11 protein-coding genes are annotated in these 15,055 nt (G+C 55.3%); 6 read left to right on the forward strand and 5 right to left on the reverse strand.

The features are described from left to right. The first annotated feature begins 235 nt into the window (after positions 1–235). A complete protein-coding gene (locus ACMGGP_RS18535; RefSeq protein WP_010257399.1) occupies positions 236–1,726 on the forward strand; it encodes a M16 family metallopeptidase in 1,491 nt (496 codons plus the stop codon). Positions 1,727–1,728: 2 nt separating this feature from the next. Here ACMGGP_RS18535 and ACMGGP_RS18540 read toward each other — a convergent pair whose 3' ends face one another. Continuing rightward, positions 1,729–2,601: an alpha/beta hydrolase gene (locus ACMGGP_RS18540; protein ID WP_064690468.1), complete on the reverse strand. Its 873-nt coding sequence runs from the start codon at positions 2,599–2,601 to the stop codon at positions 1,729–1,731. Between the two features lie 523 nt (positions 2,602–3,124). Continuing rightward, positions 3,125–4,057: a 2-dehydro-3-deoxygluconokinase gene (gene kdgK / locus ACMGGP_RS18545; protein ID WP_111534717.1), complete on the reverse strand. Its 933-nt coding sequence runs from the start codon at positions 4,055–4,057 to the stop codon at positions 3,125–3,127. A gap of 284 nt (positions 4,058–4,341) precedes the next feature. Between kdgK and ACMGGP_RS18550 the strand changes: the two genes are divergently transcribed. Further along, a complete protein-coding gene (locus ACMGGP_RS18550; protein WP_498798698.1) occupies positions 4,342–6,402 on the forward strand; it encodes an AsmA family protein in 2,061 nt (686 codons plus the stop codon). Here the strand turns inward: ACMGGP_RS18550 and ppiC are convergent, their stop codons facing one another. Next, on the reverse strand, positions 6,403–6,684 hold the full coding sequence (ppiC, locus tag ACMGGP_RS18555; protein ID WP_010257386.1) for a peptidylprolyl isomerase PpiC: 282 nt from the start codon (positions 6,682–6,684) through the stop codon (positions 6,403–6,405). It abuts the gene before it with no gap. A gap of 75 nt (positions 6,685–6,759) precedes the next feature. Here ppiC and rep point away from each other — a divergent pair, with 75 nt between their 5' ends. After that, entirely contained in the window at positions 6,760–8,781 is a 2,022-nt protein-coding gene (rep, locus tag ACMGGP_RS18560; RefSeq protein WP_010257384.1) for a DNA helicase Rep, read from the forward strand. A 43-nt stretch (positions 8,782–8,824) separates the two neighbouring features. Here rep and gppA read toward each other — a convergent pair whose 3' ends face one another. Together gppA and rhlB are read right to left on the reverse strand one after the other, a co-directional pair. Beyond that, positions 8,825–10,309, reverse strand: coding sequence for a guanosine-5'-triphosphate,3'-diphosphate diphosphatase (gene gppA, locus ACMGGP_RS18565; RefSeq protein WP_010671664.1), 1,485 nt, complete (start codon positions 10,307–10,309; stop codon positions 8,825–8,827). Between the two features lie 7 nt (positions 10,310–10,316). Further along, positions 10,317–11,609: an ATP-dependent RNA helicase RhlB gene (gene rhlB, locus ACMGGP_RS18570; protein WP_010257379.1), complete on the reverse strand. Its 1,293-nt coding sequence runs from the start codon at positions 11,607–11,609 to the stop codon at positions 10,317–10,319. 117 nt (positions 11,610–11,726) lie between these two features. Between rhlB and trxA the strand changes: the two genes are divergently transcribed. The 3 genes from trxA to wecA all read left to right on the forward strand — a co-directional run bounded on the left by trxA (position 11,727) and on the right by wecA (position 15,037). After that, positions 11,727–12,059: a thioredoxin TrxA gene (trxA, locus tag ACMGGP_RS18575; protein ID WP_003851963.1), complete on the forward strand. Its 333-nt coding sequence runs from the start codon at positions 11,727–11,729 to the stop codon at positions 12,057–12,059. 352 nt (positions 12,060–12,411) lie between these two features. Beyond that, positions 12,412–13,671, forward strand: a complete 1,260-nt coding sequence (rho, locus tag ACMGGP_RS18580; protein WP_010257369.1) for a transcription termination factor Rho — start codon at positions 12,412–12,414, stop codon at positions 13,669–13,671. 280 nt (positions 13,672–13,951) lie between these two features. Continuing rightward, on the forward strand, positions 13,952–15,037 hold the full coding sequence (wecA, locus tag ACMGGP_RS18585) for a UDP-N-acetylglucosamine--undecaprenyl-phosphate N-acetylglucosaminephosphotransferase (RefSeq protein ID WP_022624853.1): 1,086 nt from the start codon (positions 13,952–13,954) through the stop codon (positions 15,035–15,037). Positions 15,038–15,055 lie beyond the last annotated feature (18 nt).

Raw genomic sequence — 15,055 nt, forward strand, 5'->3', positions numbered from 1 at the left:
CACTTAAATCCCCACAAATGCCCGCTGTCGCTTGCCCTGACAGCGGGCATTTGCATAATAAACCCCACTTGTTTTTTTTGACGTTTTTCACTTCGTTACGCGACATCCTGAGCTTCCTGTGGTCAAACACTTTGTTGTTGGATAACAGCGCGATTCGGCGCCAGCCGATTCGTTAATAACAGCGGCAATATGCGCCAGTGATAACGATATTTGAATTATTTGAGTAGGGGTTCACATGCAGGGCACCAGAATTCGGCTTTTGGTTGGTGGATTAGTGCTGGCAAGCAGCTTTGGTCTCCAGGCAGAAACGCTGCAACCGGATCCGGCCTGGCAGGAAGGCAAGCTGGATAATGGATTTAACTGGCAGTTACTGGCCACACCGCAACGCCCCAGTGACCGTATTGAACTGCGGCTGGTGGTGAATACCGGCTCGCTGGTAGAGAGTGCGCAACAGGCCGGCTTCAGCCATCTGCTGCCGCGTCTGGCGATGGTGCACAACACCGCGCTTGATAACCATCAGCAGCGCGCGCTATGGCAACAGGCGATGGATCCTCAGCATCCGCTGCCACCTGTGATCACCTCCTATGATTCCACCCAATATAATCTGAGCCTGCCGAATAACCGCCCCGAGTTGCTGAAAGAAGCGCTGAACTGGCTGGCGGCCACGGCGGGCAATATGGCCATCACCGAACAGGTGGTCAATACCGCGCTGGCGGCATCGGATCCGGTGGCGACCTGGCCGAAAGATACCCAGGATGTCTGGTGGCGCTACCGCCTGAAAGGCTCCGCGCTGCTGGCGCATGACCCCGCAGCGCAACCACGCGCGCCGGTTGATTTAACCCAGCTCAATGATTTTTATCATCAGTGGTACACCCCGGATGCGATGACGCTCTACGTGGTAGGGAATGTTGACAGCCGCAACCTCTCTGAGCAGATCAATAAAACCTTCTCGGCGTTAACCGGTAAACGAGAAACGCCTGCGCCACTGCCCACCCTGTCGCCGCTGCCGCACGAGCCGGTAAATCTGGTCAGCAGCAACATGACGCAGGATCGTCTCTCGCTGGTATGGGATACGCCGTGGCAACCGATTCGTGACTCCCAGAATCTGCAGCGTTACTGGCAGGGCGATCTGGCGCGTGAAGCGCTGTTCTGGCATGTCCAGCGTGCACTCAGTGACAGCAAGGCACAGGGCATCCAGGTGGGATTTGATTGCCGTGTGCTCTATCAGCGTGCGCAGTGCTCCATCAACCTGGATGGACGCAACGAAAATCTGGCGCAGAATATGAATCTGGTGGCGCGTGAGCTGGCAAACGTGCGTGACAAAGGCTTGCCGCAGGAGGAGTTTGATGCGCTGATGGCGCAGAAGCTGCTGGAACTGAACAAGCTGTTTACCACCTATGCCCGCACCGATACGGATGTGCTGATGAGCCAGCGCCTGCGCTCCCAGCAGAACGCCGTAGTTGATATCGCACCTGAGCAGTATCAGAAGCTGCGTCAGACTTTCCTGGCCGGCCTGACCCGCGAACAGTTAAACCAGGAGCTGCGTCAGCAGCTGACGCAGGAACTGATGATGGTACTGATTCAGCCGGAAGGCGAAGCGGAAACCAACGTGAAGAGCCTGCAAAACAACTGGGACAAAGTGATGGCACCACCAGCGGCACCGGCGACCAGCAATGAAGCCAGTCCGCCGGATAGCAACGTCAAAGACGTTCCGCCAGCCGCATAAAGTCAGGTTTTTGCCCTGAGCCACTCGGTCACTAACATCGGCCAGCTGGCGAGGGGCAAATCTGCCACGCCGCGGATACCAAATCCGTGCCCGCCTTTCTGATAGAAATGCACCTCTGCCGGGACCTTATGCTCACGCAGCGCGCCAAAAAACGCCATGCTGTGATTCACTGATACATCATCATCGTCGGCTGCGTGGATCAGCAGCGTTGGCGGCACCAGCGGATGAACCCGGGTTTCCATTGAATAAGCGTCAATGGTTTTCTGATCGGGCCAGGCACCCAGCAGGCGGGTTCTGGCACCTTCATGGGCGATGCCGTCCCGCATGCTGATTATCGGATAGACCAGTACCATCGCATCCGGGCGCGGCGAGAAGTTTTCTGCGCCATCCTGCACCGGATAGAGTTTCTCTGCGAAACGCGTACCCAGACTGGCAGCCACGTGACCACCCGCCGAAAAGCCCATCATGACGATATATTTACCATTCAGGCCGCGCTGCGCCCGTTCACGCAGGACGCGTACCGCGCGCTGAGCATCGGCCAGCGGCGCGTCGGGGCCTTCGTGATGTGCATCATAGGGCAGACGATAGGTCATCACCGCCAGGGTGTAACCCATTGAGGTAAAGAATGTCGCCAGGGCGCTGCCTTCACGATCGATCATCACGCGCTGATAGCCACCGCCCGGTGCGACCAGCAGGGTAATCCCGTTTGATTCGACCGGATGCCAGATCGCCATCTCCGGGCAACGCACGCCGGTAGCGGCCCGATCGTAAGGCTCATACTCTTTTGCCATGTCGACAATCTGCGGCTGTGCGCGCGAATCGCTGGCGCCTGGCGCATCACCGTGTGGCCAGATATTAATAATTTCTGTGTGCATAAATAGATCCTGATGCGGGGAATATTTTAATTGTTTTGTTCGCGGCCGGAGAGAACAGCGTCCTGCTGTCTTTTGATTAAAAGATGGTCTTTTTTCAGGCAGTCGTCCATCCGAAAAGGGGGGATCTGACCAGATTCGGACTATGCCTGGTGGTGGATCTGTTTGTTTAACTTATTAATTTTAATCAATAAATTATAAGAGAGATTGAAGGGGGCGACCGCAGGGGATCTGTTATTAACCACAATTTTTCCGCTTAAGGTAAATAGCTGGCACGGCCCGCTTTATTAGCCGCAATTTACCGGATATCACGCTGTGCGTTCTTAAGGCGACATAATGATTTTAGCGTCAGGATCACACCGCCACGCTGCAGGGGCTAACGTGCCAGTCTCATCTGGGAACGGATAGCATCGGTTACAGTCACGCAGCCAGACGTTACCAGCAGCCTAAAAAAATGCGCCCTCGGGCGCATTTTCTGGCATCGGCACGATCAGTGCCTGTATCAACGACACTGGCTGCCGCTCTGTCAGTCAGGCATCGCCTCTGCCGGAATAATCGCGCCGCGATGCTGAATCACGGTGCTGGCAGTCAGGTGTCCGCGCTGCGCGGCGACCTCTGCAGAGGCGCCGGTCAGACGGCGAGCCAGATAACCGGCACTGAACGAATCACCGGCTGCGGTGGTATCGATCACTTTCTCTTTCGCCAGACGTACCGCAGGCACATCAATCAGCGGTGCGTCGCCGGTGACCACCAGGCAGGAGTCTGCACCGCGCTTAATCACGATTTCGCTGGCACCCGCCTGACGGGTACGCGTGATAACGTCATCCAGCGGCTCTTCGCCCCAGAGCAGATGTTCATCATCCAGTGTCAGGAAGGCGATATCGGTGCAGTTGAGCATGGCGCGATAAGCGGCCTGCGTGCTGGCCCGATCGGCCCATAAACGCGGGCGGTAGTTGTTATCGAAAATCACCTTGCCGCCATTAGCCCGGCAGCGCGCCAGCAGCACCATCAGCTTTTCACGACTGGCAGGCGGCAGAATCGCCAGGCTGATGCCGCTAAGATAGAGATAATCGTAGTGCGACAGCTGTTCAGCTATCTCTGCTGATTGCGGGCTGTCGAGCCAGTAACGCGCGGCGGCATCACTGCGCCAGTACCAGAAGGTGCGCTCACCGTCGGCATCGGTTTCAATGAAATACAGGCCCGGCATTTTATTATCGAGCCGCTGAATCAGGTCGGTATTGACCTTCTCCTGCTGCCAGGCCGCGATCATTTGATCGCTGAACGAATCCGTACCCAGCGCAGTGACATAATCGACCCGTAACTGCTGCTCATCAACCTGGCGGGCGAGATAAACGGCCGTATTGAGCGTATCGCCGCCAAAGCCACGTTTAATGTTCTCACCCTTTTCGGACAGCTCAATCATGCATTCGCCGATGATGGCGATTTTTTTCTGCGTCATGGTTTCAGACCTGTAGTGAAATATCGCCTTAGTCTCGCGTCTGGTATGGCAGACGTCAATGGTTTTAAAACGGTGTTTTAATTTACCTTTAAAGGCGGCCATTAGCTTTGGTCTCGGGGATAAACGCCGGGAATGTCGGCTTTTTTTACCGCTTATGCTAACGAAATGGCTGAGAAACCCCTTTTTCTGAATTGAATCATCTTACTATCCCGCTTCCCTGATGCTGTTGCCCGCGGTCTCGACTATCTTTAACGCAGACCGTGAATGTGCAAGGAGAAAGCGTAATGTCGCGTACCGGGAAAATAGTCAGCTGGGTAGCAGGAATTCTGGTGTTGTTGATCGTGGTGATTATCGTCGTCATCGCGACCTTTGACTGGAATCGCCTGAAGCCCACCATCAATCAAAAAGTTTCAACCGAGTTAAACCGTTCCTTTGCGATACGCGGGGATCTGGGTATCGACTGGGCACGAAATCGCGACGAGGCAGGCTGGCGGCGCTGGGTGCCATGGCCGCAGATCCATGCGGAAGATATCATGCTGGGGAATCCGCCTGACATTGCCGACGTCACCATGGTACATCTGCAGCGGGTCGATGCCACATTGTCACCGCTGTCGCTGCTGCACAAAGAACTGTTCATCCCGTGGATTAAATTGCAGCGGCCGGATGCGCGTCTGATCCAGACCGCGGATAAAAAGAACAACTGGACCTTTACCCTTGCCGAGAGCGGCAAGGATGAGAAGAGTGCTGCGCCATCGGCCTGGTCATTCCGTCTGGATAATATTCTGTTCGATCAGGGCCAGATTCGTTATCGCGACGCCATTAACCGCGCAGATGTCACGGTGCAGGTTAATCCGCTGGGTAAGCCGGTGCCGTATACGCAGATTGCCGGAGGCAATGACCAGCAGAAGGGCGCAGGCGACTTCGTCTTTGGCTGGCAGGCGAAGGGCACTTATAACAATGAGTCACTCAGCGGCGACGGTAAGATTGGCGGCATGCTGTCACTGCGCAGTCAGAACACACCGTTCCCGATTGAGGCCGATCTGCGCAACGGCAGCACGCGGGTTCAGGTGACCGGCGGTCTGCAGGATCCAATGAACCTCGGCGGGCTTAACGTGCGACTGCGCTTCTCGGGCGATACGCTGGCCAATCTCTATGGCCTGACCGGCGTTCTGCTGCCTGACACGCCACCTTATGAAACCGACGGCCATCTGATTGCTAAATTCAGCGGCGAAAAGGGCGCGGTCTACCGCTATGAGAAATTCAACGGACATATTGGCGACAGCGATATTCATGGCTCGCTGATCTACAGTCAGGTCAAACCCCGCCCGACACTCAGCGGCGAACTGACCTCTGAGCAACTGCGCATGGCCGATCTGGGGCCGCTGATTGGCGTCGACTCTGGCAAAGGCAGTGAAAAAACGGCGCAGGCCAAAGCCCGGCGCGGTGAGAAATCGAATCAGCCCGCAGACCGCGTGCTGCCACACGATAAATTCGACACCAAAAACTGGGACGTGATGGATGCCGACGTGAAGTTCAGCGGCAAACGGATCGAACACAGCAATTCACTGCCGTTAAGCGATCTCTATACCCATTTACAGCTGAAAAACGGTGATCTGCTGCTGGACCCGCTGCGCTTTGGTGTGGCGGGCGGCAATCTCAACAGCACTATCCGGCTGGAGGGCGATCACTCGCCGATGCGTGGTCGGGTTGATCTTCATGTCCGTAAGCTGCAGCTGCGTCAGCTCTTCCCGAATGTGGAGGCGATGAAGAACAGCCGTGGCCAGCTCAATGGCGATGCCAGCTTTACCGGCACCGGTAACTCCGTAGCCGATCTGCTGGCGACCAGCAACGGGCAACTTAAGCTGCTGATGAATGATGGTCTGATCAGCCGCAGCCTGATGGAAATTGCCGGACTCAACGTCGGTAACTACGTGGTGGGCAAACTGTTTGGCGATGACCAGGTGCGCATCAACTGCGCCGCCACCGATCTCAAACTGCAGAACGGTGTGGCGACGCCTAACCTGTTTGTTTTTGATACCGAGAACGCGATTATCAACGTGTCAGGCAACGCGAACTTCGCCAGTGAGCGGCTGGATCTGTCGGTGAATCCGGAGAGTAAGGGCGTCCGCATCGTAACGCTGCGCTCCCCGCTCTACGTGCGTGGCACCTTTAAAAATCCTGATGCGGGCGTGAAAACGGGGCCACTGCTGGCACGTGGTGCTGCTGCAGTGGCTCTGGGCGCAGTAGTTGGCCCGGCGGCGGCGCTGCTGGCACTGATCTCTCCAAGTGATAACGAAGACAACCAGTGCAGCACCGTCCTGCAGCAGATGAAGCAGAAGAAGTAACTAGTTGCGATAGAGTACTTTGATAATGTGATAACCAAAGCCGGTCTTTACCGGCCCGTAAGGCGTCAGCAGCGGGCAGGTAAAGACCGCTTTATCAAAGGCCGGCACCATCTGTCCCTGCCGGAACTCGCCCAGATCGCCGCCATTCCGGCCGGAAGGACAGGTTGAGTGCTTCTTTGCCAGCTGCTGGAAATTGCCACCCTTCGCCAGTTTTGCCAGTATCTCTTTTGCCAGCGCTTCCTCTTTGACCAGGATGTGTAAAGCCGCCGCGGTTTTCGCCATGTTGGTATCTCGGTTGTGTATAATTGCCGCCCAGTATAAACCCCTTTCTTTTGATTCAATCAGGCGATTTCTCCTATGCGTTTAAACCCCAGCCAACAACGTGCCGTCGAATTTGTTACCGGTCCCTGTCTGGTGCTGGCGGGCGCGGGATCGGGCAAAACCCGCGTGATTACCAATAAAATCGCCCATCTGATCCGTGAATGCGGCTATCAGGCGCGCCACATCGCCGCAGTGACCTTTACCAATAAAGCTTCGCGCGAAATGAAAGAGCGTGTGGCGCAGACGCTGGGCCGCAAAGAGGCGCGCGGTCTGCTGATCTCCACCTTCCATACGCTGGGGCTGGAGATCATCAAACGCGAAACCGCGGCGCTGGGCATGAAGTCAAACTTCTCGCTGTTCGACGATCAGGATCAGCTCGCCCTGCTGAAAGAGCTGACAAAAGAGTGGCTGGAAGAGGATAAGACGCTGCTACAGCAGCTCATCTCCACCATCTCGAACTGGAAAAATGATCTGATCGATCCGCAGGGCGCCGCCGCGCTGGCGCGATCGCAGCAGGATAATATTTTTGCTCACTGCTACGCCCTCTACAGCCAGCATCTTAAGTCGTGCAACGTGCTCGATTTCGACGATTTGATTCTGCTGCCGACGCTGCTGCTGCAGCGTAATCAGGAGGTGCGTGAACGCTGGCAGCAGCGTATCCGCTATCTGCTGGTGGATGAGTATCAGGATACCAACACCAGCCAGTATGAACTGGTTAAGCTGCTGGTGGGGGCGCGGGCGCGCTTCACGGTGGTGGGCGATGATGATCAGTCTATCTACTCCTGGCGCGGCGCACGCCCGCAGAATCTGGTGCTGCTGAATCAGGATTTCCCGGCGCTGGAGGTGGTGAAGCTGGAGCAGAACTACCGCTCTTCGCAGCGCATACTGAAAGCGGCAAATATCCTGATTGCCAATAACCCGCACGTCTTTGAGAAGCGGCTCTTTTCGGAGCTGGGGCAGGGCAGCGAGCTGAAGGTGCTCACTGCCAACAGCGAAGAGCATGAAGCGGAGCGGGTCACTGGCGAGCTCATCGCGCATCACTTTATCAACCGGACGCAGTACAAAGATTACGCGATTCTTTATCGTGGTAACCATCAGTCCCGGACCTTTGAAAAGTTTCTGATGCAGAACCGCATCCCTTATCGCATCTCTGGCGGTACTTCGTTCTTCTCACGGCCCGAGATCAAAGATCTGCTCGCCTATCTGCGCGTGCTGACCAATCCTGAGGATGACAGCGCGTTTCTGCGCATCGTCAATACGCCGCGCCGTGAGATTGGCCCGGCTACGCTGCAGAAGCTCGGTGAGTGGGCCAACCTGCGCAGCAAGAGCCTGTTTAACGCCAGTTTTGATGTCGGTCTGGGGCAGACGCTGAGTGGCCGCGGTCTGGAGCATCTGCAGCGGTTTACCCACTGGCTGAATGAGATTATCCAGCTGACCGAACGTGAGCCGGTGAACGCGGTGCGTGATTTGATTCGCGGCATCGACTACGAAAGCTGGCTGTTCGAAACCTCCGGCAGCCCGAAAGCCGCAGAGATGCGGATGAAGAACGTCAACACGCTGTTTCAGTGGATGACCGAAATGCTGGAGGGCAGCGATATCGATGAGCCGATGACGCTGGCGCAGGTGGTGACGCGCTTTACCCTGCGCGACATGATGGAGCGCGGTGAAAGCGATGAAGAGCTGGATCAGGTGCAACTGATGACGCTGCACGCCTCCAAAGGGCTGGAGTTCCCCTATGTGTTCCTGGTGGGCATGGAGGAGGGGCTGTTACCGCATCAGAGCAGCATCGATGAGAATAATATCGAAGAGGAGCGTCGCCTGGCCTACGTGGGGATCACACGGGCGCAGAAAGAGCTGACCTTTACCCTGTGTCGCGAACGCCGGCAATATGGTGAATTAATCCGGCCGGAGCCGAGCCGTTTTCTGCTGGAACTGCCGCAGGACGATCTGCAATGGGAGACCGAGCGCAAAGTGGTCAGTGCGGAGGAGCGGATGAAAACTGGTCAGAGCCGGGTGGCCGGTCTGAGAGCGATGCTGGATAAGGCGAAAAAGAGTTAAACCAGTGCAGGAGGCGAAGGAGATTCGCCTCACGCGACGGCAATTACGACAGGGTTAATAACCAGTGGACGTAAGACTGATAATGGCTTTCCTGCTCCAGCAGCTCACTGCGCAACGGATGGGCCTCCAGCCAGCCCGCGGGCAGGGTCAGATGCAGGGCATCATCGTCTGCCTGTAGCCGCACCGCAGGCAGGGTGTCATCGCGACGGCGGGTGGAGAAAATAATCGCCAGCCGCAGCAGACGGCACATCCGTTCCGCCAGCCGCGGCGGCAGGGCGTTCTGCTGAGTCAGCAAAGCCAGATCGATGCTGCCGCTCTGGTTTTGCAGTAAACAGGCCAGCAGCTTCTTCTGCGCCGGTGTGAAACCAGGAAGATCGAGGTGACGCACCAGATACGCCGCATGCTGCGGCGCATGACGGAAGTCAACGCTCAGGCCGATTTCGTGGATCGCGCAGGCGCTGAGCAGCAACTCACGACAGCGCTGATCAAGCTTCCACAACGTGGAAACCTGACGGAAAAAGCTCTCCGCCAGCTGACGCACGCGATCCGCCTGCTCGACATCAATGCTGAAACGGCGCTGGACGTTATGCAGCGTGCGGGTTCGGATATCCCGGTCGATGGGCAGATGCAGCATGCCGTAGACCAGTCCTTCACGCAGTGCGCCGCCCGCCAGCGTCATGCTATCGATACTGAGCTCCTGGAAGATGGCGATCAGAATCGACAGGCCGCTGGGGAACACCAGCGCCCGCTCCAGCGTCAGTCCTTCGATTTCCAGCTCTTCCAGTTTGCCGCACTGAATGGCGCGCTGCTTCAGCTGCTGCAGCTTATTCAGCGTGATGCGCTCATCCATGCCCTGCGCCACCATGATCTCCTGCAGCGCCTGAACCGTGCCAGAGGCACCAACGCAGGCCTGCCAGCCCTGCTCACGCAGTTGCGCTGCAATAGGCTGGATCATTTCACGCGCCGCCAGCTCGGCCTGGTCAAAGTTCTCTTTTGCCAGATGACGATCGCTGAAGAAGCGCTCCAGCCACGTCACACAGCCCATCGACAGACTGAACAGCACCGACGCGTGCGATCCGTCGCCGGTAGCCAGCTCGGTGCTGCCGCCGCCGATATCGACCACTAAACGCTGGTCGGAACCGCCGGTGGTGTGGGCCACGCCCTGATAAATCAGGCGCGCCTCTTCTTCACCGCTGATGACGTTGATGGTACAGCCAAGGATCTGTTGGGCGGTGTCGAGGAAGGTCTGCGCATTGGCAGCCAGACGCAGCGTGGCGGTCGCCACCACGCGAATCTGATCGGGGGGAATATCCTGCAGTTGTTCAGAGAACAGTCTGAGGCATTGCCAGCCCCGCGACATCGCGTCGGCTGACAACAGGTTATTTTTATCCAGACCGGCAGCAAGGCGAACCTTGCGCTTAATTTTTGCAACGGTCTGGATACTGCCAGAGACCTCGCGCACCACCAACATATGAAAGCTGTTAGACCCTAAATCAATCGCTGCATAAAGTGACGATGCGCTTAGCATGGTGGCCTTAACCTGAACGTTTACGGTTGTTGTTGCGTGGAGCACCGCGACGATTGGCGTTATTCCCTCCGCGACGTGGGCCATTGCCGGAACGGCTGCGTTGCAGACGCTTAGGCGGCGGTAAATCCGTTAACAACGCTTCGCTGCTGTACTTGCTGACCGGGATGCTGTGGCCGATGTACTCTTCAATCGAAGGCAGATTCAGCGCGTACTCTTCACAGGCCAGGCTGATTGAATGACCGCTGGCGCCTGCACGACCGGTACGGCCAATACGGTGAACGTAATCTTCACAGTCGTCTGGCAGATCGTAGTTAAAGACGTGGGTAACAGCCGGGATGTGCAGACCGCGAGCAGCCACGTCAGTGGCGACCAGAATATCCACATCACCTTTGGTGAAGTCATCCAGAATGCGCAGGCGCTTCTTCTGAGCAACGTCGCCGGTCAGCAGGCCGACACGATGTCCATCGGCAGCCAGGTGGCCCCAGATATCTTCACAGCGGTGCTTGGTGTTGGCGAAAATAATGGCGCGATCGGGCCACTCTTCTTCCAGCAGGGTCTGCAACAGGCGCATTTTCTCTTCGTTAGACGGATAGAAAAGCTCTTCCTGAATGCGATGGCCGGTTTTCTGTTCCGGTTCCACTTCCACATATTCAGCACTGTTCATGTGCTCAAACGCCAGTTCACGGACGCGGTAAGAGAGGGTCGCCGAGAACAGCATGCTCAGACGCTGAGTCGCCGGCGGCATGCGACGGAACAGCCAGCGAATATCTTTAATAAAGCCCAGATCGAACATACGATCGGCTTCGTCCAGCACCATGACCTGAATAGCACCGAGGTTGACGTGATTCTGTTTCGCGTAGTCGATCAGGCGACCGGTGGTAGCCACCAGAATATCAACGCCATGCTCCAGCACTTTAAGCTGTTTGTCATAACCGTCTCCGCCATAGGCGAGACCCAGTTTCAGGCCGGTTGAGGCGGTAAGGGGTTCTGCATCTGCATGAATCTGCACAGCAAGTTCACGCGTCGGCGCAAGAATTAATGCCCGTGGCTGGTTAACCTGACGACCTTCCGCCGCAGGATGAGAGAGAAGATGATGAAACGTTGACGTCAGAAACGCCATCGTTTTGCCGGTACCGGTTTGCGCCTGGCCTGCAACATCACGCCCTGAAAGCGTAAAAGGCAGAGCTAACGCCTGAATCGGCGTGCAGTATTGAAAGCCTTTAGTATCAAGGGCTTCCACCACTTTTGGGTGCAGGGCGAAGTCGGAAAACTTCTGTTCAGTTAAGTGTGTTTTGCTCATAGTGTGGTAGAATATCAGCTTACTATCGCTTTACGAAAGCGTATCCGATGAAATAAAGTCAACCAACATTGGTATATTTTACGCCAATTCGCCAGGCATAATCTTGTGGAGTAAAACATGAGCAGCGATAAAATCGTTCATCTGACTGATGACAGTTTCGACACCGACGTGCTGAAAGCCGACGGCGTTACACTGGTAGATTTCTGGGCTGAATGGTGCGGTCCTTGCAAAATGATCGCGCCAATCCTTGATGAAGTTGCAGAAGAGTATGATGGCAAGCTGACCATCGCTAAGCTGAATATTGATGATAACCCAGGCACGGCACCGAAGTATGGCATTCGTGGTATCCCGACGCTGCTGCTGTTTAAAAATGGCGAAGTCGCCGCGACCAAAGTGGGCGCGCTGTCTAAAGGCCAGCTGAAAGAGTTCCTGAACGCCAATCTGGCGTAATTCAGGGCTGAATGTCCGGCAGTGGTGAATTTATCTCCTGCTGCTGGACGTTCGCTTTCAGGCGTGCTAATTTACCAGCACTGCATTACGAACTTACCTTGTAGTTAGCATCTAAAAGTTTTCCCTTGTTGAACCCTGTCGCCCTGTACCTTATAAAGATAGAACGGTTCAGCAATCTTACGGTTAGCTCCAACTCTGGCATCACATTCGGACATCTCCCTGCATACCGATCGCCATTCCATACGATGATCGTCAGGAAGAGCCGAAAAGAGCCATTAACGGCATGGATTAGTTGCCATACCATTCACGACAAACATTCCGAGTATTACCCCGAGTTTAAGAACCCATCACTATGAATCTTACCGAATTAAAGAATACGCCGGTTGCTGAGCTGGTTACTCTCGGCGAAAATATGGGACTGGAAAACCAGGCTCGTATGCGCAAGCAGGACATTATCTTTTCAATCCTGAAGCAGCACGCGAAAAGCGGCGAAGACATCTTCGGTGATGGCGTGCTGGAGATCCTTCAGGATGGATTTGGATTCCTCCGTTCCGGAGACAGCTCCTACCTCGCCGGCCCTGATGATATCTACGTCTCCCCTAGTCAAATCCGCCGCTTCAACCTCCGCACTGGTGACACCATCTCTGGCAAAATCCGTCCACCGAAAGAGGGTGAACGTTATTTTGCGCTGCTGAAAGTTAACGAAGTTAACTACGACAAGCCGGAAAATGCGCGTAATAAGATTCTGTTCGAAAACCTCACGCCGCTGCACGCAAATAAACGTCTGCGTATGGAGCGGGGTAATGGCTCAACGGAAGATTTAACCGCTCGCGTACTGGATCTGGCATCGCCAATTGGTCGTGGCCAGCGTGGTCTGATTGTTGCACCACCGAAAGCCGGTAAAACCATGCTGCTGCAGAACATCGCGCAGAGCCTGGCGCACAACTATCCGGACTGTACCCTGATGGTACTGCTGATCGATGAGCGCCCGGAAGAAGTCACCGAGATGCAGCGTCTGGTGAAAGGCGAAGTTATCGCCTCAACCTTCGATGAGCCAGCTTCACGCCACGTTCAGGTTGCTGAAATGGTGATCGAGAAGGCCAAGCGTCTGGTTGAGCACAAAAAAGATGTCATCATCCTGCTCGACTCCATTACACGTCTGGCACGTGCTTACAACACCGTGGTTCCTGCTTCAGGTAAAGTCCTGACCGGTGGTGTGGATGCCAACGCCCTGCATCGTCCAAAGCGTTTCTTTGGTGCTGCACGTAACGTGGAAGAGGGCGGTAGCCTGACCATCATCGCGACCGCGCTGGTTGATACCGGTTCGAAGATGGATGAAGTGATTTACGAAGAGTTTAAAGGTACCGGTAACATGGAACTGCATCTCGCCCGTAAAATCGCTGAAAAACGCGTCTTCCCGGCGATTGATTACAACCGCTCTGGTACGCGTAAAGAAGAGCTGCTCACCTCTCAGGAAGAGCTGCAGAAGATGTGGATCCTGCGTAAGATTATTCACCCGATGGGCGAAATCGACGCAATGGAATTCCTCATCAACAAGCTGGCGATGACCAAAACTAATGATGAATTCTTCGATATGATGAAGCGTTCTTAATCCGATACTGCCTGGCCGAACCACAGATTCGGCTTTTTTAGTCCAGATGCGCAGAAAATCGACCTCACGCCACGTCTCAACGTGGCGTTTTTCATTTGTGAGCTATAGGATTGAACACTGGCAGGAGCATTTATAATGACTGTGGTAGCGATGGCGAACTTTTGACCGTTCGTCTGTCTCTTTATGCAGAATTCGGAATCCGACACAGCGATAGGCGCGTTTTTTCGCGTATTGTTGTGCGGGATGTTAGCTGAGAGCGTTTAACGTGAATTTACTCACTATGAGTACTGAGCTTGGTTTAATTTTTCTCTTTTCCCTGGCTTTCCTCTTTTTTGCTCGAAAAGCAGCTAAAAAAATTGGTTTAGTTGATAAGCCTAACTCACGTAAACGCCATCATGGCGCGATTCCGTTGGTGGGCGGCATTTCTGTGTTCGCAGGTATCTGCTTCACGTTTGCCATTACCAACTACTATCTGCCTCACGCGCTGCTCTATCTGGGCTGCGCCGGTGTTCTGGTGCTGGTTGGCGCACTGGATGACCGTTTCGATATCAGCGTCAAGATCCGCGCGGTGGTGCAGGCGATTGTCGCACTGGTGATGATGTTTGGCGCAAAACTCTATCTGCTTAGCCTGGGCTTTATCGTCGGCCCGTTCGAGCTTATCGTGGGGCCCTTCGGCTATGTGCTGACGCTGTTTGCCGTCTGGGCCGCGATTAACGCCTTTAATATGGTGGATGGGATCGACGGTCTGCTGGGCGGACTCTCCTCGGTCACCTTCGCCGCCATGGGGATCATCCTCTACTTCGACGGCCAGACCAGCCTCGCGATGTGGTGTTTTGCGATGATTGCCGCCACGCTGCCCTATATCCTGCTTAACCTCGGCTTCCTTGGCCGTCGCTTCAAAGTCTTTATGGGCGATGCCGGCAGCACCATGATCGGGTTCACCATTATCTGGATTCTGCTGGAAACGACGCAGGGTCTGAGCCATCCCATCACGCCCGTTACTGCACTGTGGCTTATTGCCATTCCTCTGATGGATATGGTGGCGATTATGTATCGTCGCCTGCGTAAAGGCATGAGTCCGTTCTCGGCTGACCGTCAGCACATCCACCATCTGATTATGCGTGCCGGCTTTACCTCCCGTCAGGCCTTTGTACTGATTACCGTTGCGGCGGCTATTCTCGCCGGTATCGGTGTGCTGGGCGAATATCTGGCATTTATCCCGGAGTGGGTGATGCTGCTGCTATTCCTGGGCGCGTTTATGGTTTACGGCTACTGCCTCAAACATGCGTGGCGCGTGGCGCGACGTGTCCGCCGCATTAAGCGCCGTCTGAGCCATCATCGCGAAGCAAAAAACAAATTACCCTGAAAAGAGCTGATAAAGGAT

The sequence above is a fragment of the Curtobacterium sp. BNK-1 genome (genome assembly GCF_048685235.1).
GTDB lineage: Bacteria > Pseudomonadota > Gammaproteobacteria > Enterobacterales > Enterobacteriaceae > Pantoea > Pantoea agglomerans.

Excerpts from the sequence above, each read along its gene's own strand:
- ACMGGP_RS18535 (WP_010257399.1), top strand. The coding sequence starts at position 236 with ATGCAGGGCACCAGAATTCGGCTTTTGGTTGGTGGATTAGTGCTGGCA.
- ACMGGP_RS18540 (WP_064690468.1), bottom strand. The coding sequence starts at position 2,601 with ATGCACACAGAAATTATTAATATCTGGCCACACGGTGATGCGCCAGGC.
- kdgK (WP_111534717.1), bottom strand. The coding sequence starts at position 4,057 with ATGACGCAGAAAAAAATCGCCATCATCGGCGAATGCATGATTGAGCTG.
- ACMGGP_RS18550 (WP_498798698.1), top strand. The coding sequence starts at position 4,342 with ATGTCGCGTACCGGGAAAATAGTCAGCTGGGTAGCAGGAATTCTGGTG.
- ppiC (WP_010257386.1), bottom strand. The coding sequence starts at position 6,684 with ATGGCGAAAACCGCGGCGGCTTTACACATCCTGGTCAAAGAGGAAGCG.
- rep (WP_010257384.1), top strand. The coding sequence starts at position 6,760 with ATGCGTTTAAACCCCAGCCAACAACGTGCCGTCGAATTTGTTACCGGT.
- gppA (WP_010671664.1), bottom strand. The coding sequence starts at position 10,309 with ATGCTAAGCGCATCGTCACTTTATGCAGCGATTGATTTAGGGTCTAAC.
- rhlB (WP_010257379.1), bottom strand. The coding sequence starts at position 11,609 with ATGAGCAAAACACACTTAACTGAACAGAAGTTTTCCGACTTCGCCCTG.
- trxA (WP_003851963.1), top strand. The coding sequence starts at position 11,727 with ATGAGCAGCGATAAAATCGTTCATCTGACTGATGACAGTTTCGACACC.
- rho (WP_010257369.1), top strand. The coding sequence starts at position 12,412 with ATGAATCTTACCGAATTAAAGAATACGCCGGTTGCTGAGCTGGTTACT.
- wecA (WP_022624853.1), top strand. The coding sequence starts at position 13,952 with ATGAGTACTGAGCTTGGTTTAATTTTTCTCTTTTCCCTGGCTTTCCTC.